This is a genomic window from Methylothermus subterraneus, assembly GCF_054656915.1.
In genome coordinates this window covers 83,557-104,684 of the sequence record NZ_BAAHXK010000006.1, presented here as the reverse complement: position 1 = coordinate 104,684, position 21,128 = coordinate 83,557, and the positions used below count along the sequence as shown (strand labels likewise).

Sequence of the window (21,128 nt, the reverse complement as noted above, 5' to 3'; positions counted from 1 at the left end):
AAATTTAAGCGAGCACTTCCAGACCACCCAAATAAGGCCTCAAGGCCTCGGGAACCCGGATCGTCCCGTCGGCCTGTTGATAATTCTCCATCACGGCAATCAAGGTTCTGCCTACCGCCAACCCAGAACCATTCAAGGTATGCACCAATTCGGGCTTGCCGGTCTTGGGATTGCGCCAGCGCGCCTGCATCCGCCGCGCCTGAAAGTCGCCGAAATTGCTGCAGGAGGAAACCTCCCTAAAGCGCCCCTGCCCCGGCAGCCAGACTTCTAGGTCGTAGGTCTTGGCAGCGGCAAATCCGGTATCCCCAGCGCACAGAAGCACCTTGCGATAGGGCAGCCCCAAACGCCTTAAGATCGCCTCGGCGTGGCCGGTCAACTCCTCGTGCGCCGCTTTGGAATCTTCCGGGCGGGTGATCTGGACCAGCTCGACCTTCTCGAACTGATGCTGGCGGATCATGCCGCGCACGTCCTTGCCGTAGGAGCCGGCCTCGGCCCGGAAACACGGGGTGTGCGCCACCCATTTTAAAGGCAAGGCCTCGGCGGGCAGGATCTGTTCGCGGACCAGATTGGTCACCGGCACCTCGGCCGTGGGGATCAAGTACCATGGGGGATCTCTTTCAATCCGAAACAGATCGTCCTCGAATTTGGGCAGCTGACCGGTGCCCAAGAGCGCCTGGGCATTGACCAGGTACGGCACGTACACTTCGCGGTAGCCGTGTTCTTGCGTGTGCACATCCAGCATCAGCTGGATCAGCGCCCGGTGCAAGCGCGCCAAGGGGCCTTGAATCACGACGAAACGGGCGCCGGCGAGCTTGGCCGCCGCTTCAAAATCCAAATAGCCCAAGGCGGTTCCCAAGGCGACGTGATCGCGGGGTGGAAAGTCAAACTCAGGCAACTCGCCAAACCGGCCGACTTCCACGTTCTGCGCTTCGCCGGCGCCGTCTGGGACGTCGGCGTCCAGAATATTGGGCAACTCCCACAGGAATCGGTCCAGCTGGGTTTGCACCTCAGCCAATTCCTGCTCGCACTCCTTTAGCGCCTCGCCGAGCCGACTGACTTCCGCCAGCAGCGGTTGGATGTCTTGCCCTTGGGCTTTGGCCTGACCAATCGCTTTGGAGCGCGCGTTGCGCTCGTTCTGCAAGCTCTGAACCCGGATCTGGAGCGCTTTGCGCCTTTCTTCCAAGGCCAAATACGCGGCCTTGTCGATCTGAACTCCTCGCCTGGCAAGTTGGCGCTCGACTTCATCCAACGCCTGGCGCAGTCGCTGCGGATCCAACATGATACCGGCCTCGTTCTCGCTTGCGCTACTTTAAGACGGGCCTTTGTGACCCAAAGCATTGACCCGCTCGCGCAGATCCTTGCCCGCCTTGAAGTGCGGAACCCGCCTGGCGGGCAGAGCCACCGGATCTCCGGTGCGCGGATTACGCCCCACCCTCGGCGGCCGATAACGCAGAGTAAAGCTGCCAAAGCCGCGGATTTCGATCCGCTGGCCTTCAGCCAACGCCTCGCTCAAGTACTCGATGATGTTTTTGACCGCAAGCTCCACGTCCCTAGCGTTCAACTCAAGGCGCTTTTCCTTCGCCAGACGCGCGATTAGAGCCTCGATCAGTTTAGATTTGTTCATTTGGCCCAACCCCCTCCACACAAGAGGGGGCATACCGTTCCGAAGCGTTTGACCGCAAGCAAAACTATTCCTTTTCTTCCATCTGTTCCTTGAACAAATCCCCCAGCGTCGGCGCGCCGCCTGAGGCTTGCGCGTAATCCTTAAGGGCCGCCTTTTCTTCCTCCTCTTCCTTGGCCTTGATAGAGAGCAAGATCATCTTGGTCTTTTTATCTACCCCAATGAATTTGGCTTCAACCGCATCACCTTCTTTAAGCAGGCTGCGGGCGTCTTCCACTTTGTCGCGCTTGATCTCCGAAGCCCGCAAGTAACCCAATACGCCTTCGGCCAACTCGATCACGGCTCCCTTGGCATCGACTTCCTTAACCACCCCCTGGACGATGCTGCCGCGCTCATGGGAAGCTAAGAAGCTTTGGAAAGGATCCTGCTCCAATTGCTTGATGCCTAAGGAAATTCGCTCGCGTTCCGGATCGATCGCGAGGATGACCGCCTCGACTTCCTCGCCTTTTTTGAACTTGCGGATAGCCTCCTCGCCCGGCTCGCTCCAGGAAATGTCGGAAAGGTGGATCAAGCCGTCGATCCCTCCTTCCAAACCGACGAAGATGCCAAAATCGGTGATCGACTTGATCATCCCTCGGATCTTTTCGCCTTTTTTGTGGGTGGCGGCAAACTCTTCCCATGGGTTGGGTTTGCACTGCTTCATCCCCAAGGAGATGCGACGGCGTTCCTCGTCGATGTCCAAAACCATCACTTCCACTTCGTCCCCGACCTGCACCACTTTGGCCGGATTGACGTTCTTGTTGGTCCAATCCATCTCGGACACGTGGACCAGGCCTTCGACGCCGTCCTCCAACTCCACAAAACAGCCATAATCGGTCAGATTGGTTACCTTGCCGATCAGCCGCGTGCCCGGCGGATAGCGGCGCGCAATGTCCCGCCACGGATCCTCGCTCAGCTGCTTCAAGCCCAGCGAGACGCGCTGTTTTTCCTCGTCGAACTTGAGCACTTTGACTTCGATCTCATCGCCGATCTGGACGACCTCGGAAGGATGCCGAACCCGCTTCCAGGCCATGTCGGTAATGTGCAGAAGGCCGTCGATGCCGCCCAAATCGATGAAGGCGCCGTAGTCGGTGATGTTTTTGACCACTCCCTTAACCGCACCGCCTTCTTTGAGCTTTTTCAACAGCTCTTCGCGCTCTGCGCTGTGCCCCTCTTCCACTGCCGAACGGCGCGACAGCACGATATTGTTGCGCTTGGGATCCAACTTGATCACTTTAAACTCAAGCTCCTGGCCTTCCAGGGAGCTGGTATCCCGAACCGGCCGCACATCGACCAAGGATCCAGGCAAAAACGCGCGCAACGGGCCGATATCCACCGTGAATCCGCCACGCACCTTCCCACTGATGCGCCCTTTGACAAGCTCGCCTTTCTCGTAAGCTTCCTCGAGTTTCTCCCAGGCGCGTATGCGCTTGGCCTTGTCGCGCGACAACAAGGTCGCCCCTTGCCCGTCTTCCACCAGGTCCAAGGCGACTTCGACTTCGTCCCCCACCTGGACTTCCAGCTGGCCGTTCTCGTCTAGAAACTGCCACTTAGGAATAATGCCTTCGGACTTTAGCCCGGCATCGACGATGACCGCGTCCTGGGTAATATCGACCACCTTGGCTTTTAGCAAGGTGCCCGGACGCATCTCGGTTTTTGCTAGGCTTTCTTCGAATAATTCTGCAAAGCTTTCGTTCATGTTGTTTGTTGCAATCTGCTCTCCGCCTTCGGCGGAGGTGAAAAACCCTTAAGTTTTCCTCGTTAAACCCCACTGCCTAGGATTGGCAGCACCTTTTGCCGATCTCCGGCGGCAACAACGCCAGGATCCGGTCAACGACCTCTTCTACGCAAAGGTCGGAAGAGTCGATGATGACCGCGTCCTGGGCCGGCACTAAGGGGGCTTGTTTGCGCTCCCGGTCGCGCCGGTCCCTTTCTTCCAAGTCTTTGATTATTTGATCAAGGTTAACATCTAAACCCTGCGCTTTCAACTGCAAGAAACGGCGCCTGGCGCGTTCCTTAAGCGTTGCGGTTAAAAACACCTTGTAAGGGGCGTCTGGGAAGACCACCGTCCCCATATCGCGACCGTCGGCTACTAGCCCCGGGGCTTGGCGAAACGCGCGCTGCTTTTCCAGCAAAGCTTGGCGAACTTTAGCCAAGGCCGCGATCTTCGAGGCGACCCGGCCGCACTCTTCGGTAGCGAGCAAATCGGTCACATCCCGGCCATCGACCAGAACGCGCTCCCCGCTTTGGCCGCCAAACTCCAGTTGCATTTGGGCCGCCAAGGCGGCGACCCGATCTTCGTCTTCCGGCGGTATTCCCTGCGCCATGGCGCTTAAGGCCAGCGCCCGGTAAAGCGCGCCGCTGTCCAAAAAATGCCAGCCTAAACGCTTGGCGAGGGCGCGGCTGACGGTTCCCTTGCCCGCCCCGCTCGGCCCATCGATCGTCAGCACGGGAACCATCTCAGCCACGCCGCACCGCTTCGAGCGCTAGCCCCAACCGCCCGGCCAGCTCGGCAAAGCCGGGGAAGGAAGTGGCGACGTTGGCGCAATCTTCGATTTCGATCGGCCCTTGCGCTCGGAGCGCCGCGATGGCGAACGCCATCGCGATCCGATGGTCGCCATGGGAATGGACCCGCCCTCCTTTCAGCTGCCCCCCGCGGATGACCATCCCATCGGGCGTTGGGCGAGCGTCTATCCCCAACGCTTTAAGGCCGTCAGCCATCACCTGGATTCGATCGCTCTCTTTGACGCGCAGCTCGCCCGCGCCGGTTAAAACCGTTTCTCCCTCCGCGCAGGCGGCGGCCACAAACAATACCGGAAATTCGTCGATGGCCAATGGCACCAGCGCTTCTGGAATCCGGATGCCCTGCAAAGGCGCATAGGACACCTTGAGGTCGGCGACCGGCTCCCCGCCTATGGAGCGCGGATCGAGCACCTCGATCTTTGCCCCCATCAAGCGCAGGATCTCGAGGACTCCAGTGCGGGTCGGATTGATCCCCACGTGCTCTAACAGCACCTCCGAACCCGGAGCAATGCTCGCGCCGACCAGAAAGAACGCCGCCGAGGAGATATCGGCCGGCACGTCCAGATCGCACCCTTGAAGCTTGCCGCCGCCTTGCAGGCAAACCCGCTTGCCTTCCCGGCGCACGGGGTAACCGAAACCTAACAACATCCGCTCGGTGTGATCCCGGGTCGGGGCAGGCTCGACAACGCACGTCTCACCCTCCGCGTACAGCCCGGCTAAAAGCAGCGCCGATTTGACCTGAGCGCTGGCCACCGGCATCTGATAATGAATTCCGGTAAGCTTGCGGCCGCCGAAAATGCGAATGGGTGCGGTACCTTCCGGAGTGGTCTCGATCTTTGCGCCCATTTGCTTGAGCGGCTCGGTCACCCGCCGCATGGGTCGGCGCGACAGAGAAGCATCGCCGATCAGAACCGAGTCAAACGGCTGCCCCGCAAGCAGGCCGCACAAGAGCCGCATGGAGGTGCCGGAATTGCCCAGATCCAAAGGCTCGGACGGCGCTTTGAGGCCGTGCATCCCCACGCCATAGATGGTCAACCGCCCAGAGTCCGGTCCCTCGACGGCCACTCCCATCCGCCGGAAGGCCGCCAAAGTGGCAAGCGCGTCCTCGGCTTCCAAAAAACCCCGGATTCGCGTAACCCCTTCAGCGATCGAGCCGAGCATTATCGCGCGGTGCGAAATCGACTTGTCGCCAGGCACCCGCGCTCTTCCGCGCAGCGCTCCTCCCGGGGCAACTACGTAATCGATCTTTACGGACATGAAGACCTCGCTTGTTCTTGATCTAAAAACCGCTGGCGGGCGGCCCGGGCAGCGGTGAAATAACTGCGCAGCGCAAGCTGGTCCGCATGCTCGATCATCCCTCGCAAGGCGGCAAGTTCGCCTTCAAACTGCTGCAACCAGGCCAGAATTTCTCCCGCATTGGCAAGGCAAATGTCGGCCCACATTTTCGAATCGCTGGAAGCGATCCGGGTGAAATCCTTAAATCCGCCGGCGGCGTAGCGGAAAATCTCGTCGTGTTCGTCCTTGAGGCCAAGCAGATGGGTGAGCGCGTAGGCGAGCACGTGAGGCAAATGGCTGGTAGCCGCAAGCACGTGATCGTGACGGGCCGGCTCCATAAGGTGCACCTCCCCTCCGAGCCCTCGCCAAAAGCCACACACTTGCTCAAGCACGCGGGCGTCGGTTTCAGGCGTGGGGGTTAGGATTATCCGCTTGCCTTGAAAGAGATCCGCGGCAGCCGCCTCCACCCCGGAGAGTTCACGACCGGCGATGGGGTGGGCAGGCACAAAATTGGCCGGCGCCTTGCCAAACACGGCCTGTGCCGCCTCGATTACGCTGACCTTAGTGCTGCCCGTATCGGTATAAAACGCCCGCGCTGACCAAACCGGAGCTAACGTCGCCAATATTTTCTGAATCTCGCCGACAGGGACGGCGATCACGATTCCATCCGCATGGCGTGCACCCTCGGCGACGCTTTTGCAACCTGCATCCACAACCCCTAACGCCTGCGCCTGGCGCAAGCACTTTGGGTCTTGATCTACCCCGACGATCCGGCGCGCTAGGCCGAACGCGCGCGCCGCCAGAGCGACCGAGCCGCCGATCAAGCCCACGCCGATGATGCAGAGACGCTCAAGCACCCGCGAGCACCTCCTCCAGCGCCGCGAGAAACCGGGCGTTTTCTTCCGGCGTCCCTACCGACACCCGAAGGTGATTAGGAAGCCCGTAATTCGCTACCGGGCGGACGATCACACCTTTCTTCAGCAAGGCAGCGAACACCGGACCGGCCTCGCGGCCTACGTCCACGGCAATGAAATTCCCCAGCGAGGGAATGAAATCGAGACCCAAAGCCCTAAATCCTTCAGCCAGCTGCGCCAACCCGGCGCGATTCAGCACTCGGCTCGCCTCCAGGTGCGCTTCGTCATCCAAGGCGGCCTCCGCCGCCAAAAGCGCGAGGCGATTGACGTTGAAAGGCTGGCGGACGCGGTTCAAAAGCTCGGCCACCTCGGGGCTCGATACCGCATAACCGACTCTTAGCCCCGCCAGACCATAGGCTTTGGAGAACGTGCGGGTGACGATCAGGTTGGGGAATTCCTCAAGCCAAGCGAGCGCATTGGGATAATCTTCAGCTTCGACGTATTCGCAGTAGGCTTCGTCCACGACCACGATCACTCGCCCGGGCACCGCCTTTAGGAAACCCCACAGCGCCTCCCGGCTGACCCAGGTGCCGGTCGGGTTGTTAGGATTGGCGATGAACACCACGGCGGTGTCGTCGGCCACCTGCGCGAGCATCGCCTCCAGGTCGTGACCGAAACGGGGCCCACAACTGCCGTCGTGGGCCGGAGCGACGCGCGCCCTAGCTCCCACCGCCTGGGTCGCGATCGGGTAGACGGCGAACGCATGCTCGGCAAACACGGCGCTGCGGCCGGGCCCCAGAAATACCCGGGCGATCAGGTCCAAGACGTCGTTGGAGCCGTTGCCCAAGGTAATCTGCGCCATCTTCACGCTGAGCTTGGCGGCCAGCTTTTGCTTCAGCGCAAAGCCGTTGCCGTCGGGATAACGGGCGATCTCCGCCCATCCTTGGGTGATCGCCGCCATCGCTTTGGGGCTTGGCCCTAAAGGATTCTCGTTGGAGGCGAGCTTGACGATGCGCCTAGGATCCAGGCCCAATTCCCGCGCCAGCTCTTCGATCGGCTTGCCCGGCTGATAAGGCGTCAAACCCTCGATGGGCGGCATCGGCTCCGGACGCATTGTTTGCATAGCTACCCCATCGCTTTGGGATAAGAACCCAGCCACTTCACCATCCGCGCGCGCTGCTCAAGCAGCGCCAGCGCTTTGACTACGCGCGGGTCGTCTTTGTGGCCCTCAAAATCGATAAAGAACACGTAATCCCACATTCCGCGTCGGCTAGGACGCGACTCGATCTTGCTCAGGCTGATGCCGTGCACGGCAAAGGGCTCGAGCAGGCGATATAAGGCGCCCGGGGTGTTGCTCGTGGAGACCAAGAGGGAGGTTTTGTCGTCGCCGGTTGGGCCGACCGTCTGCTTGCCGATGATCAGAAAGCGGGTGGTGTTGTCCGGATCGTCCTCGATGTTGCGTTCGAGGATGGTCAGACCATACAGCTGCGCCGCCACTTCCCCGGCGATGGCGGCGCTGCCTGGGACGATCGCGGCGAGCCTGGCCCCTTCGGCGTTGCTGCTGACCGCCGTGCGCTTGACGTTCGGACAAAACCGGTCGAGCCACTCGCGGCACTGGGCCAACGATTGTTGATGGGAAAAAATCTCCTCCACTTCGGCCAGGCGCTGGCAGCGGCTCATCAAGTGGTGGTGAATGCGCAACACCACTTCCCCGCAAATGCGCAAAGAAGTATTAAGAAAGCTATCGAGCGTATGGGTGACCACGCCTTCGGTGGAGTTCTCCACCGGCACCACCCCAAAGCGGCAAGCATCGCTCGCTACCGCCCGGAAAACCTCGTCGATGGCCGGAAACGGCCGCGCTTCGATGGCGTGTCCAAAGTGCCTGTAGGCCGCCTGCTGGGTAAAAGTCCCTTCCGGGCCTAGAAACGCCACCTGCAGGGGTTTTTCCAGCGCGAGACACGCGGACATGATCTCGCGGAAAATCCGCATCACGGTTTCATTGTCCAAAGGACCCAAGTTGGCCGCGCAGATTTTTCGCATCACCTCCGCCTCGCGCTCGGGGCGATAGAAACAATCGTTCTCGCCCGCGGCAGCTTTGACTTTAGCCACCTCTAGGGCCAACTGAGCGCGTTCGCTGACGAGCCTCACCAGCTCGACGTCGATGGCGTCGATTTGTCGGCGCAGTTCTCCCAGTCTGTCCTCTTCCATCGCTTATCGGATCGCAAGCTCAGGCGACTCTATTACCCGCACCGACAGCACCCCAGGAATTGCCTTGATCCGCTCCACGATCTCCCAGCGCAAGGGGCCTTCCGCGTCGATCAAAGAATAAGCGACCTCGCCTTTGGACTTGTTCAGCAGTTCCTGGATATTGATTCCGGCTTCGCCCAGGCAAGCGGAAATCTTACTGACCATGGCCGGCACGTTGGCGTGGCCGATGGCGATGCGCGTGGTGCCCGGCGCGCGCGGCAAGACCACTTCGGGGAAGTTGATCGAGTGGCGGATGTTGCCGTTTTCTAGAAAATCGCGAATCTGCTCGGCCACCATAACAGCGCAGTTCTCTTCCGCCTCGCGGGTGGAAGCGCCGATGTGCGGCAGCGCGATCACCTTCGGATGATCTTTGAGCGCCGCAGTTGGGAAATCGGTGACGTACGCGTAAAGATGACCTGCCTCCAACGCCTCGAGCACAGCCTGGCTGTCGACCAGTTCGCCGCGGGAAAAGTTGAGCAACACCGCCCCCGGTTTCATTCTCCGAAGGCGCTCGGCGTTGATGCAGCGCTGGGTCTGTTCGGTCAGCGGCATGTGCAGAGTGACAAAGTCGCAGATCGACAAGAGTTCCTCCAAGCTGGACGCTTGAATCACCGACGCCGACAACTGCCAGGCCCGTTCTACCGTCAAATACGGGTCGTAGCCGCTGACGTTCATCCCAAGCGCCAGGGCCTTGTTGGCCACCCGCACGCCGATCGCCCCAAGGCCCACCACGCCAAGCATTTTGCCGCCCAATTCAAACCCTTGGAAGCGCTTTTTGCCGGACTCGATTTGCTGGTGGAGGAGTTCGTCCGGCCCCTCTAGACGGCGCACGTAGTCCCAGGCCTGGCAGATGTTGCGGCAAGCCAAAAGCATGCCCGCCAATACCAGTTCCTTGACCGCATTGGCGTTGGCCCCTGGGGTGTTGAACACCACGATCCCGCGACGAGTGCACTCGGCCACCGGAATGTTGTTGACCCCGGCACCGGCCCGTCCGATCGCTTTGACGGTGTCCGGCAGAGCTTCGCTATGCAGATTATGGGAGCGCAAAAGGATCGCGTCGGGATGCTGAATCTCGGAGGCTACCTCGTATTTTTCCCGAGGAAAACGCTCCAGCCCCGAGACTGCGATGTTGTTGTAAGTGCGAATTTTAAACATTGGCTCAGCCATAACGTCGCTCGAACTCCCGCATGAAATCTACCAAGGCTTTTACTCCCTCGATGGGCATGGCGTTGTAAATGCTCGCCCGCATTCCGCCCACCGAGCGGTGCCCCTTGAGATTCACCAATCCCTGGGCTTGAGCTTCTTTTAGGAACACCGCGTCCAAACTCGGATCGGCTAAGGTAAAAGGCACGTTCATGCGCGAACGGTAGCGCGGATCGACCGGATTACGGTAAAAATCGGAGCGATCGATGGCCTGATACAGGAGCTCGGCCTTTTCGATGTTGCGCTGCTCGATCGCGGCCAAACCACCCTGCGCGCGCAGCCAGTCCAACACCAACCCCAGAATATACCAGTTGTAAGTAGGCGGAGTATTCAGCATCGAACCTTCTTTGGCCTGCAGGCGGTAATCCCAGATCGAAGGCGTCACCGGCAAAGGCTCGCGCACCAGGTCCTTGCGCACGATCACCACGCAGATTCCGGCCGGACCCATGTTCTTCTGCGCTCCGGCGTAGATCAGTCCAAAGCGGCTCACGTCCAGAGGGCGCGACAAGAGGTTCGAAGACATGTCCGAAACCAAAGGCAGATCCGTCTCGGGCACAAACGGAAATTCCACCCCCTCGATGGTCTCGTTGGCGGTGTAATGGAGATAGGCCGCTTGCGGGTTGATCTGCCAAGTACTGGGATCCGGGATCGTGGTGAACTTTTCTTGCTCGCTGCTGGCCACGATCCGAACCTCGCCGTAGCGTTTGGCCTCGGCCAGGGCTTTTTTAGACCAGGAACCGGTCACCACGTAGTCCATCGCACGCCGGTCCCCAAGCAGGTTCATAGGAATAGCGGCAAACTGCCCGGTCGCCCCGCCTTGCAGAAACAGGCAGTAATAATCTTCGCCGATGCCCAAAAGCTCGCGCAAAGCGTTTTCTGCCGCTTGCGCGATCTCCTGAAAATGGGAGCCGCGGTGGCTCATCTCCATCACCGACATGCCGCTTCCTCGCCACTCCAGCAGCTCCTCCCGCGCGCGCTCGAGCACCGGTTGCGGCAACATCGAAGGTCCTGCGCTGAAATTGTATACTCGCATCGGTTTAACTTTCCTCCGGCAAACTTTCGATTCGGTCCACTCCCACCAGCTTTTCGCCTTTCTCCAAACGGATGATGCGCACGCCTTGGGTGTTGCGTCCCAACACTGGGATCTCACAGACGCGCGTGCGCACCAGCGTGCCGCCGGTAGTGATCAACATGATTTCGTCCTCTTCCTGGACCAGCACCGCACCCACCAGGGCGCCATTGCGGTCCGAGGTCTGCATCGCAATTACCCCTTGTCCTCCGCGGCCATGGCGAGGAAACTCTGAAAGCCGGGTGCGCTTGCCGTAGCCGTTTTCGGTCACGGTCAAAACCGTGCCCTCCGTCCCCAAGACCATGGCAATCACCCGCTGACCCTCGGGCAGCCGCATTCCCCGCACTCCCCCGGCCGTCCGCCCCATGGGACGGACTTCGCGCTCGTTAAAGCAGATCGCCCGGCCGGCGCTGGAAAACAAGAGCACGTCCTGCTCCCCGTTGGTCAAAGCCGCTTTCACCAGGACATCCCCGGGTTTTAAGTCGATCGCGATCTTGCCGCTTGCGCGCAAGGACTCAAACTCGCTCAAAGGGGTTTTCTTGACTACCCCCGAAGCCGTGGTCAAGAACACAAAACCGCCGGCGGCAAAATCGCGCACCGGCAAAACCGCATGGATGCGCTCCCCCTCCTCCAACGGCAACAGATTGACGATGGGCTTGCCCCGCGACGTCCGGCTAGCCATAGGCAGCTCGTATACTTTGAGCCCGTAGACCTTGCCTAAGCTGGAGAAGCAGAGCAAGGTGTCGTGAGTATTGGCGATCAACAGCTCTTCGACGAAATCTTCCTCCTTGGGGGCCGCCGCGGTCTTGCCTTTGCCGCCGCGGCGCTGGGCTTGATACACCGAGAGGGGCTGAGTTTTGACGTAACCGGCGTGGGTCAAGGTGACCACCACGCTCTCGTCGGAGATCAAATCCTCGACCGATAGACTGCGCTGCTCGGCCAGGATTTCGGTGCGCCGCTCGTCGCCGAATTGCTCGCGCAACTCGACCAACTCCTTGCGGATGACCTCAAGCAAGCGCGCATCGCTGCCTAAGATCGCCAACAGCGCGTCGATCTGCGCCAAAAGGGTCTGGTATTCCTCAAAGATCTTGTCCTGTTCCAAGCCAGTCAGGCGATGCAAGCGCAAATCCAAAATCGCCTGCGCCTGGGCCGGCGACAGGCGGTAGCCGTCCGGCCCGAGTCCCAGGCCTTCTTCCAAATCCTCAGGGCGGGTGCGCCAAGCCTCATCGCGCGCCAAATACGCCTGCACCGCCCCCGGCGGCCAGCTGCGCGCGAGCAGCTGTTCCTTCGCTTCCTTAGGCGAGGGAGCCGCCTTGATCAGCTCGATGACAGTATCGATGTTGGCCAGAGCCACCGCCAGCCCTTCCAGCACATGCACTCGCTCGCGCGCCTTGCGCAACTCGTACAGAGTGCGGCGAGTGACCACCTCGCGGCGGTGGTCGAGGAAAGCCTCCAGAATCTCCTTTAAGTTCAAACACCGAGGCCGCCCGTCCACCAGGGCCACCATGTTGATCCCAAACACGCTCTGCAAGGGGGTGTGCTGGTACAAATTGTTGAGCACCACTTCGGGCTGCTCGCCGCGCTTGAGCTCGATCACTACGCGGATGCCGTCTTTGTCGGATTCATCGCGCAACGCCGCAATTCCGCTAAGCTGCTCTTCCTTGACCAATTCAGCGATCCTCTCGATCAGGCGGGCTTTGTTGACTTGGTAGGGCAATTCGGTCACCACAATGCTCTGGCGCCCGCTGTCCTTGTTCGTTTCCACGTGGGATAAAGCGCGCAGGTAAATCCGCCCCCGGCCGGTAAAATAAGCCTGACGGATGCCCTCAGCGCCGTTGATGATCGCGCCGGTGGGGAAATCCGGCCCCGGGATGTAGCGCATCAATTCCCCGATGCTTATATCCGGCCGGTCGATCAGCGCCAGCACGCCATTGATGACCTCGGTCAGATTGTGCGGAGGAATGTTGGTCGCCATTCCCACCGCGATCCCCGCCGAGCCATTGACCAAAAGATTGGGTAATTTGGTCGGCAGAACCTTGGGTTCGCGCTCGGACTCGTCGTAATTGGGGACGAAATCGACCGTCTCTTTGTCCAGATCGGCAAGCAACTCATGCGCGATGCGGGCCATGCGGACTTCGGTGTACCGCATCGCCGCCGGCGGATCGCCGTCGACCGAGCCGAAGTTGCCCTGCCCGTCGACCAGCACGTAGCGCATCGAGAAGGGCTGCGCCATGCGCACGATGGTCTCGTAAACCGCCGCGTCGCCATGAGGGTGGTATTTACCGATCACATCGCCGACCACGCGCGCCGATTTTTTGTAGGGCTTGTTCCAATCGTTGCCCAGCTCGTGCATGGAGTACAAGACTCGGCGGTGGACTGGCTTTAAGCCATCGCGCACGTCCGGCAAGGCGCGCCCTACGATCACGCTCATGGCGTAATCGAGGTAGGATTGCTTCATTTCCTCCTCGAGCGCAACGGCAAGGACTTCTTTGGCAAATTCAGACATAGCCAAAAGCCATAAGGAAATTATTTTATTTTACCTTAAATTTTCCCAGCGTGCGGAAACTGCAAGGGCTCAGTAGCGAATAAAGTTTTCCCGATAGTATTTCAGTTCCTCGATGGATTCGAGGATGTCCGCCAACGCCTGGTGCGCGTTCTTTTTTTTGAACCCCTCCTGCACCTTGGGGGCCCAACGCCGGGCCAGCTCCTTGAGGGTGGAGACGTCTAGATTGCGGTAGTGAAAATAGGCTTCCAACCGGGGCATGAGGCGGTATAAGAAACGCCGGTCTTGGCAGACGCTGTTGCCGCACATGGGCGAGGCACCGGCCGGAACCCAGCGCTTTAGAAATTCCAAGGTCCTGGCCTCGGCCTCGCGCTCGCTCACGCCGGCGCTGCGCACCCGCTCAAGCAAACCCGACTCGCTATGGTGCTTGCGGTTCCAGTCGTCCATCGCCGCCAGCACGCTCTCCGGTTGATAGATGGCCAGGACCGGACCGGTGGCCAAGAGGTTAAGGTCTGGATCGGTCACGACAGTGGCGATCTCCAAAATCGCGTCTCGATCCGGATCTAAGCCGGTCATCTCTAAGTCGATCCAGATCAGATTGTCTTTGTCTGCCATAGCGCCAGCAAACCTCAAAGCGGTTGTCAGGGATACTCACAAAGGCTAAGCTGTCCAATCGGTTTTTGCAAAGCGGCTATCGGTCTCCATGAACACCTTCAGCATCGTCTTTCTGGTTGCGCTTTTCGCTTCTTTTGGCGTGGAATTCTGGTTGGCGCGGCGCCAGGCCGCCTCCGTGCTCGGCCATCGGGACCGAGTACCGGAAGCGTTTGCGGCCGCTCTCTCCCTGGCCGCGCACCAAAAAGCCGCCGATTATACCCTGGCCAAGCTTAAAGTGCAGAAGGTCGCGCAGTTCTTTCACCTGATCCTCTTGCTGGGTTTCACCTTGGGCGGGGGTATTGCTGCCCTCGACCGCGGGTTGGCGCTGCTCAAATTGGGGCCGATCGCTCACGGCACGGCGCTGATCCTTGCGACGCTGTTTCTCCTCGCGCTGTTGGAGCTGCCGCTTTCGATTTATCAGACTTTCGTAGTGGAAGAAAAATTCGGCTTTAACCGCACCACCTTCGCCCAGTTCGTCAAGGACTTAAGCCTGCAAGCGATTCTGGGCTTGGTTTTAGGCGCCCCGCTGGTGGCGTTGGTCTTGTGGGTCATGGAGCACGCTGGGCAAAGCTGGTGGCTGCTCGCCTGGGCCATTTTGATGGGCTTTTCGCTGCTCATGAGCTGGGCCTGGCCGACTTGGATCGCGCCGCTATTTAATCGTTTCACCCCCCTCGAGGATACCGAGCTTAAAGCCCGAATCCAGCGGCTGCTGGAGCGCTGTGGCTTTCACAGCCAGGGGATCTTCGTAATGGACGGCTCGCGCCGCAGCGGCCATGGTAACGCCTACTTCACCGGGCTTGGCCGCTACAAACGGATCGTGTTTTTCGACACGCTGCTGGCGGCCTTGGATCCTGAAGAACTGGAAGCGGTGTTGGCTCACGAGCTTGGGCATTTCAAGCGCCGCCACGTCCTTAAGCTGCTGCTCGTAAACGCCGGCCTAAGCTTCATAAGTTTGGCTTTACTCGGCTGGTTGGCCGGAGAAACTTGGTTTTACCAAGGTCTTGGCGTGCCAAGGCCTTCCGCGGCGGCGGCGATCTTGCTGTTCATCCTGATCGCGCCGGTGTTTGGCGCTTTCCTAAAGCCCATTTTAGCCGCCGTCCAGCGCAGCTACGAGTTTGAAGCCGATGCCTTCGCCGCCTCTTTGACGCGGTCGGAAGCGTTGATCCGCGCTTTGGTCAAACTCTACCGCGACAACGCCGCCACTCTCACCCCCGACCCTCTTTACGCCGCCTTCCACTACAGCCATCCCCCGGCGGCCATCCGGATCGCGCACCTTAAAAGAACGCCCGCAAAATGAGCTCGGTGCGCTGCGGCCGTATCGTGGCCTGTTTTGGCAGAGAATGGGCAATCGAAGACGCAGACGGCCACCTCGCGCTCGCTTATCCGGCGGCAAAGTGTGAGGAGTTGCCCTGCGTCGGCGATTGGGTCGAGTGGGAGGCTACCTGGCCTAAGCGCGGCCGCATCCTAAAAGTTTTGCCTAGAAAAACCCTGCTGACCCGCCCCGGTCCCCGTCCGGCGGCGGCCAACGTCGACCAGGTCCTAGTCGTCCTCGCCCCCGAACCCGCCTACGACTTGCTTTTGGTCGACCAATACCTGGTGGTGTGCGAGATTCGGAAAATCGCCGTCTGCTTGGTGTTCAACAAGCTCGATAAAATCCCAAAAGAGCAGCGCTCGAGGCTGCTCGAAGGCGACTTGGCGCCTTACCGGACGCTGTATCCGATCCTTCTCCTGAGCGCCAAGAGCGGTGAAGGAATGGATGCCCTGCGCGCGGCGCTGAAAGGCAAAACTTCAATGTTCGCCGGCCAATCCGGGGTCGGCAAATCCTCCTTGCTCCGCGCCTTGATCGCCGATCAGACCATCCGTATCGGCGAATTGTCCGCCCGCGCGCATCGCGGTCGCCATACGACGACCAGCGCCCGCTTGTTCCACCTCCCCGAGGGCGGGGATCTGATCGACACGCCCGGGGTCTTGGTCTTTGGCCTAGCGGGGATTACCCCGCATCAACTGGCCTTAGGCTATCGCGAGTTTCAACCGTTCATCCCGCGCTGCCGCTTCGCCGATTGTCGGCACGCAGACGATCTCGGCTGTGCGGTGCACGAGGCGGTAGCCGGTGGGGCGATTGATAGCTCCCGGTATCAGCGATATTTGAAATTGCTGGCGAAATTGCCGCAAATTTCCTAGACCGGCCGCCGGCCTTCGAAAGCATACGCGAGCGTGTGCGCGTCCAGATACTCCAACTCCCCGCCCACCGGCACGCCGTAGGCAATCCGGCTGACGCGCACGCCGGCTCCGCGGGCCAGTTCGGCAAGATAATGCGCCGTCGCCTCCCCTTCCACCGTGGAGTTGGTCGCCAAGATCAACTCCTTGATCTCGCCTTCTTGCAACCGCCGCTCCAGCTCGTCCAAGCCCAGATCCTCCGGGCCAATACCGTCCAACGGCGACAGCCGGCCGTGGAGGATGAAAAACACCCCGCGGAACACGCCGGTCTGTTCGATCGCCCAGGCGTCGGCGGGACTCTCCACCACGCACAGTTTAGACTGCTCGCGGCGGGGATCTAAACAAATCGCACAGATCGGCGCTTCGGTGAAATTACGGCAGGACCGGCAGCGTCGGACCTTTTCCAACGCCTCATCCAAAACTTTAGCCAATTGGCGGGCCCCTTGGCGGTCGTGCTGCAGCAAGTAAAAAGCCATCCTCTGGGCGGATTTCGGCCCTACCCCAGGCAGGCACCGCAGCGCCTGAATCAGACGCTTTAAGCAATCGCTCGAACTCATCGCCTTAAAACGGCAGCTTTATCCCCCCAGGCAGTTGGAAACCACCGGTCAATTCGGCCATCTTCTCTTCTTTAAGCTTGGCGACTTTGTGCACCGCATCGTTGACCGCCGCCGCCACCAGATCCTCGAGGATTTCCTTGTCCTCCTCTTTGAACAGGCTCGCGTCTATGGTCAGCCGCAGCACCTCGCGCCGCCCGTTCATGATTACCTTCACCAACCCTCCCCCCGCCTCGCCTTGAACCTCGGCTTTAGCCAAGGCTTCTTGAGCTTGCCGGAATTTCTCTTGGATTTCCTGCGCCTGTTGCATTAAAGCGGCCAGTGGGTTTTTCATCGGCTTATCCTCCCGATTGCTGTTTCACTCCGCCGGTTTAATCGATCCCGGCACAATTTGGGCATCGAAGGTCTTAAGCAATTCCTGGACGGTCTCATCCTCGGCAATCGCTTGCACGGCGCCCTGAAGCTTTTCCTGCTGGCGGCGCTGACGCAAACTCGCCGGTGTTTCTAAAGCGCTGTCGACAAGCTGGATGGTTAGCTTGATCGGGCGCCCGAGCGCTGTAATCAGCGCCTGTTCCAGCTTTTCCTGCCAGCGCGGATTCTGCAAATGGGCAAAGCGCTCGTCCAGCAGCAACTCGCACCGCTGCTCGTCCAAGCGCGCCAACACGCAATGCTGGGCCAGTTCTTTGGTCATCCCAGAAAGCCGCATCCGCTCCAGCAGAGCGGCCCATTCCTCGGCCTTGGTTTGCGGCGCCGTTTCGCAAACCGCAGCAGCAGGTTGGGCAGGCACCACCTCACCCATTGGCGCAAACGCCACATCCAAGGGCCGAAACGCCAGCATCCGCAGCAGCACCATCTCCAAACCCGTGCGCGGGTCCGGGGCTAAGGGCAAGTCCCTTTGTCCTAAGAGGCCGATCTGATAATACAGCTGCACGTCCTCGGGAGACAGCGCTTTGGCCTGCGCCAGAATGAAATCCCGCTCTTCATCTTGCTCGGCGGTCTCAGGCAGGCGTTGGGCCAAGGCGATGCGGTGCAGCAGGCCGAGCAACTCCTTGAGCACCTCGGCAGGCTCTGCCCCCGTATCGAGCAGGTGCGCGAGCTCGGCCATCGCCGCGCGCGCATCGACACGCCCTAGAGCCTCCACCAACCCTTTGAGGGAACCCCGCGTCACTCCTCCGAGCATCGCCTCGACGTCGCTCGTCTCAACTCGTCCACCGCCGTAGGCGATGGCTTGATCGAGCAGGCTCAAAGCGTCGCGCAAGCTGCCGTCGGCAGCGTACGCCAAGCGCCGCAACGCTCTCTCCTCATAGGCGATCCCTTCCGCTGTCAGGATCTGCGCAAGGCGCGCCTCGATCTGCCCTGGCGTCAGGCGCTTTAGGGCAAACTGAAGACAGCGCGACAGCACCGTGACCGGGATTTTCTGCGGCTCGGTGGTGGCGAGTAGAAACTTGACGTGGGGGGGCGGCTCTTCCAGGGTTTTGAGCAAGGCGTTGAAGCTATGGGTAGAGAGCATATGGACTTCGTCGATCAAATAAATCTTGTAGCGCCCACGGCTGGGAGCGTATTGCGCATTCTCCAAGAGCCTCTGTGTATCTTCGACTCGAGTGCGGGAGGCGGCGTCTATTTCGATCAAATCGACGAAACGGCCTTCATCCACATCCAGGCAGACTTCGCACCGACCGCAAGGCTCCCCCTCTTGAGCTTGCTCGCAGTTGAGCGCCTTGGCCAAGATTCGGGCGAGAGTGGTCTTGCCTACCCCGCGGGTGCCGGTGAACAGGCAGGCGGGATGCATGCGCTCGTGGACCAAAGCGTTGCGGAGCGCGCGCACTACGTGGGACTGCCCGGTGACCTCGGAGAATCGGCGCGGCCGCCACTTACGGGCCAGAGCTTGATAACTCATGGAGGGATTTTTAACGCTTTAAGGCGGCAGGCCACGCCAGCCGCACCCCGGCACACGCATCAACCGTTACCGTTGCTCCCTCCCGGGCCTGGCGGGGTTGGCGGCCTAGCGCTGCGAGGGGACCGACGTGGCCCGCCATGAATTGCTCATCCGGCGATTCCCGCCATTTCAATATTATTCCGGCGCGCTTATCAGATTGCAAGCATAATGCAACCTCGCGCATTGGACTTTCTCCTCCAAATCACGCTAACATTTTTAAACTTGCCAGAGTCCTCCACGCCAGCGAAACCAAGTGGCTTTCTCTGGCAAGGGAGGCTGTCGTCTCTGAAGTCCTGTTTGGAGTTTTGAAAAGAGGAATAAGTTTAAGGAGGTGTCGCGATGGTTTTTTTAACCGCTTCTTTAGCCGCGTTTACGGTAGCAGCCATCCTTGGGGCGAGCATCGCGCTCGATTTGTTCCGCGGGATTCCGGTAGATCGCAAGCTCATCCTTACCCACGCCGGTACCGCCGTCTTGGGCGCAGCGCTGGCGATTGGGGCCGCCCTGACGGGAGACAAGCGCGTCTATCTCAACATCGCTCTGGTCGTAGTGATCGCGTTGTTGGGGTTTACCGCCGCCACCCGGCGCTACCGCACCGGTCAGGTGCAAAAACCCTTGCTTTTAGCCCACGCCAGCATCGCCGTGATTTGCTATGCGATCCTGGCCGCAGTCGTCCTCGGCGTAAATTTGGGACTTTAAACTCCGCCGACAAACCCGGCTGCAGCCGGGTTTGTCACTCTTCCTTTTCCCCGTGGGGCAGGTGCCCCCCTCGCCAGATCGAGATCAACAGCCATACTCCACCGATTCCCGCGCCGGCAAAACCCAGCACCCCGAGCATCGGCAGTCCCCACAAGGTCGGCCCGCCCGTGACGGTCATGACGATGGACGAGCCGATGATCAACGAGGAGGTCACCATCCCCACCGTGAGCCGGCTGGCGGCGCGATCGAGGATCCAGCCGAAATAGTTGAGCTGATTGAGATCGACGTTAAAGCGCAGGTTTCCGGTCTTGAGCGCTTTGATCAGGCGCCGCACGTCGTAGGGAAAAGCGGCGATGATCTCGAACAATTCGCCGGCGGTACGCCAGCCGCGCCTGAGCACGATGTCCGGCCGGTAGCGGCGCAACAGCGCACGGCGCACGTGGGGGGTAGCGGCAACGATCAGATCGAAGTCCGGATCCACCTGCCGCCCCATGCCGTCCAAGGTGAGCAAAGCTTTGAACAACAGCGCCAAATCCGGCGGCAGCACCAAATGATAGGTGCGTATCAGAGTGCCCAGATCGCCTAAGATATTGACGATCTTGAGCTGCTTCAAAGGCAGACCGTGGTAAGTATCGATGAAGATGTCGACATCGGCCAGCAGCGCGTCCATATCCACTTGGACATCCCCGGCCCAGTCAAGCAGCACGTTGGCCGCGCTGCGCGCGTCGCGATCGATCACGGCCGCCAAAAGATCGACGATCTGATAGCGGCGGGTCTCAGACAAGCGCCCCACCATACCGAAATCGATGAACGCCAAGCGGTTGCCGGGCAAAAAGATGAGATTGCCGGGGTGGGGATCGGCGTGGAAAAAGCCGTCGATGAGGATCATCTTCAGCACCGCATCGGTTCCGCGCCGGGCTAAAATTTTGCGCTTTAAACCCGAGGCTTCGGCCAGCTGCAGTTTGCGTGCCGGGATCCCTTCGATGTAGCCTTGCACGTTGAGGCGCTTGGAGCAAAATTCCCAATATATCTTGGGAATCACGATCCAGGGATCGTGGGCGAAATTGGCCGCCATCCGCTCGGCGTTGTGGGCCTCGTTCTCTAGGTCCATCTCCCGCCGTAGGGAGGCGGTGAATTGGTGGACGATCTCCACCGGCCGGTAGCGGCGCAGTTCCTTGACCTCGCTCTCGGCGATCCGGACCACGCGCTCGAGCAGCCTAAGATCGGCCTCCACAATCTCTTCGATCCCAGGGCGGCGGATCTTCACGATCACCCGCTCCCCGCTAAACAGGCGCGCGCGGTGGACCTGGGCGATGGAAGCAGCCGCCAACGCCTCGGTGTCAAATTCTGCAAACACGTGCTCTACCGCTACCCCTAAGTCTTCTTCCAGCTGGGGCTTTAACGCGGCAAAAGGCAGCGGCGGCACTTGGTCTTGGAGCTTCTCAAATTCAGCGATCCAATCGGGGGGAAACAAATCCACCCGCGTCGCTAGGATCTGGCCCAGCTTGATAAAGGTAGGTCCCATCTCCTCCAGCGCCCGCCGAATCCGCTGGGCGGTGTTGAGCTGGACCAGTTCTTCCACCGCTTTCCAATGCAGCGCTCGGCCAGCCTGCTCAAACGCGTGCGCTAATCCCAGCCGGCGCACAAAGCCGGTGAAGCCATAGCGGATCAGGATTAGGGTCAGGTCGTAGAGACGGCCAAGATCATGGATCGCGCTGACGGCCTCCCACAGCATTC

General features: G+C 60.2%; 19 protein-coding genes and 1 other RNA gene. 3 read left to right on the top strand and 17 right to left on the bottom strand.

The genetic code is table 11. The features are described 5' to 3' along the window. Window positions 1–4: 4 nt before the first annotated feature. The 12 genes from serS to orn form a co-directional block, all read right to left on the bottom strand. On the bottom strand, window positions 5–1,279 hold the full coding sequence (gene serS / locus ACYQ3M_RS07110; protein WP_460035368.1) for a serine--tRNA ligase: 1,275 nt from the start codon (window positions 1,277–1,279) through the stop codon (window positions 5–7). 30 nt (window positions 1,280–1,309) lie between these two features. Beyond that, the gene (locus ACYQ3M_RS07105; RefSeq protein ID WP_460035367.1) at window positions 1,310–1,624 is read right to left on the bottom strand and encodes an integration host factor subunit beta; all 315 of its coding nucleotides are present in this window, start codon (window positions 1,622–1,624) and stop codon (window positions 1,310–1,312) included. 64 nt (window positions 1,625–1,688) lie between these two features. Beyond that, window positions 1,689–3,359, bottom strand: a complete 1,671-nt coding sequence (gene rpsA / locus ACYQ3M_RS07100; protein WP_460035366.1) for a 30S ribosomal protein S1 — start codon at window positions 3,357–3,359, stop codon at window positions 1,689–1,691. 76 nt (window positions 3,360–3,435) lie between these two features. After that, window positions 3,436–4,128 (bottom strand): (d)CMP kinase, encoded by a 693-nt coding sequence (gene cmk / locus ACYQ3M_RS07095; RefSeq protein ID WP_460035365.1) that lies wholly within the window; start codon window positions 4,126–4,128, stop codon window positions 3,436–3,438. Further along, entirely contained in the window at window positions 4,121–5,440 is a 1,320-nt protein-coding gene (aroA, locus tag ACYQ3M_RS07090; protein ID WP_460035364.1) for a 3-phosphoshikimate 1-carboxyvinyltransferase, read from the bottom strand. The genes cmk and aroA overlap by 8 nt, the downstream gene beginning before the upstream one ends. Further along, complete coding sequence (locus ACYQ3M_RS07085) at window positions 5,431–6,315, bottom strand: prephenate dehydrogenase (protein ID WP_460035363.1); 885 nt, start codon at window positions 6,313–6,315, stop codon at window positions 5,431–5,433. The genes aroA and ACYQ3M_RS07085 overlap by 10 nt, the downstream gene beginning before the upstream one ends. Continuing rightward, window positions 6,308–7,435, bottom strand: coding sequence for a histidinol-phosphate transaminase (gene hisC, locus ACYQ3M_RS07080; protein WP_460035362.1), 1,128 nt, complete (start codon window positions 7,433–7,435; stop codon window positions 6,308–6,310). The genes ACYQ3M_RS07085 and hisC overlap by 8 nt, the downstream gene beginning before the upstream one ends. Before the next feature lie 2 nt (window positions 7,436–7,437). Next, on the bottom strand, window positions 7,438–8,520 hold the full coding sequence (gene pheA, locus ACYQ3M_RS07075; protein ID WP_460035361.1) for a prephenate dehydratase: 1,083 nt from the start codon (window positions 8,518–8,520) through the stop codon (window positions 7,438–7,440). A 3-nt stretch (window positions 8,521–8,523) separates the two neighbouring features. Beyond that, window positions 8,524–9,714, bottom strand: coding sequence for a phosphoglycerate dehydrogenase (locus ACYQ3M_RS07070; RefSeq protein WP_460035360.1), 1,191 nt, complete (start codon window positions 9,712–9,714; stop codon window positions 8,524–8,526). 4 nt (window positions 9,715–9,718) lie between these two features. After that, the gene (gene serC, locus ACYQ3M_RS07065) at window positions 9,719–10,795 is read right to left on the bottom strand and encodes a 3-phosphoserine/phosphohydroxythreonine transaminase (protein WP_460035359.1); all 1,077 of its coding nucleotides are present in this window, start codon (window positions 10,793–10,795) and stop codon (window positions 9,719–9,721) included. 4 nt (window positions 10,796–10,799) lie between these two features. After that, a complete protein-coding gene (gene gyrA / locus ACYQ3M_RS07060) occupies window positions 10,800–13,337 on the bottom strand; it encodes a DNA gyrase subunit A (RefSeq protein WP_460035358.1) in 2,538 nt (845 codons plus the stop codon). Between the two features lie 69 nt (window positions 13,338–13,406). Continuing rightward, the gene (gene orn / locus ACYQ3M_RS07055; protein WP_460035357.1) at window positions 13,407–13,949 is read right to left on the bottom strand and encodes an oligoribonuclease; all 543 of its coding nucleotides are present in this window, start codon (window positions 13,947–13,949) and stop codon (window positions 13,407–13,409) included. An 88-nt stretch (window positions 13,950–14,037) separates the two neighbouring features. Here orn and ACYQ3M_RS07050 point away from each other — a divergent pair, with 88 nt between their 5' ends. Then, window positions 14,038–15,285 carry a M48 family metallopeptidase gene (locus ACYQ3M_RS07050; RefSeq protein ID WP_460035356.1) on the top strand — a complete coding sequence of 416 codons (1,248 nt, stop codon included), beginning with the start codon at window positions 14,038–14,040 and terminating at the stop codon, window positions 15,283–15,285. Continuing rightward, window positions 15,282–16,169: a ribosome small subunit-dependent GTPase A gene (gene rsgA / locus ACYQ3M_RS07045; RefSeq protein ID WP_460035355.1), complete on the top strand. Its 888-nt coding sequence runs from the start codon at window positions 15,282–15,284 to the stop codon at window positions 16,167–16,169. The genes ACYQ3M_RS07050 and rsgA overlap by 4 nt, the downstream gene beginning before the upstream one ends. Here the strand turns inward: rsgA and recR are convergent. From recR to ffs, 4 genes are all read right to left on the bottom strand, one after another. Continuing rightward, a complete protein-coding gene (gene recR / locus ACYQ3M_RS07040) occupies window positions 16,166–16,762 on the bottom strand; it encodes a recombination mediator RecR (RefSeq protein ID WP_460035354.1) in 597 nt (198 codons plus the stop codon). The two genes, rsgA and recR, sit on opposite strands and share 4 nt — an antisense overlap. Before the next feature lie 4 nt (window positions 16,763–16,766). Beyond that, entirely contained in the window at window positions 16,767–17,093 is a 327-nt protein-coding gene (locus tag ACYQ3M_RS07035; protein WP_460035353.1) for a YbaB/EbfC family nucleoid-associated protein, read from the bottom strand. A gap of 24 nt (window positions 17,094–17,117) precedes the next feature. Next, entirely contained in the window at window positions 17,118–18,656 is a 1,539-nt protein-coding gene (gene dnaX, locus ACYQ3M_RS07030; protein ID WP_460035352.1) for a DNA polymerase III subunit gamma/tau, read from the bottom strand. A gap of 31 nt (window positions 18,657–18,687) precedes the next feature. Beyond that, an RNA gene (gene ffs / locus ACYQ3M_RS07025) (signal recognition particle sRNA small type) lies at window positions 18,688–18,784 on the bottom strand. A 250-nt stretch (window positions 18,785–19,034) separates the two neighbouring features. On the opposite strand from ffs, the gene ACYQ3M_RS07020 reads away from it, so the two are divergent. After that, window positions 19,035–19,391 carry a hypothetical protein gene (locus ACYQ3M_RS07020; RefSeq protein ID WP_460035351.1) on the top strand — a complete coding sequence of 119 codons (357 nt, stop codon included), beginning with the start codon at window positions 19,035–19,037 and terminating at the stop codon, window positions 19,389–19,391. Window positions 19,392–19,425: 34 nt separating this feature from the next. Here ACYQ3M_RS07020 and ACYQ3M_RS07015 read toward each other — a convergent pair whose 3' ends face one another. Continuing rightward, window positions 19,426–21,126, bottom strand: coding sequence for an ABC1 kinase family protein (locus ACYQ3M_RS07015; protein ID WP_460035350.1), 1,701 nt, complete (start codon window positions 21,124–21,126; stop codon window positions 19,426–19,428). Between the last annotated feature and the right edge of the window lie 2 nt (window positions 21,127–21,128).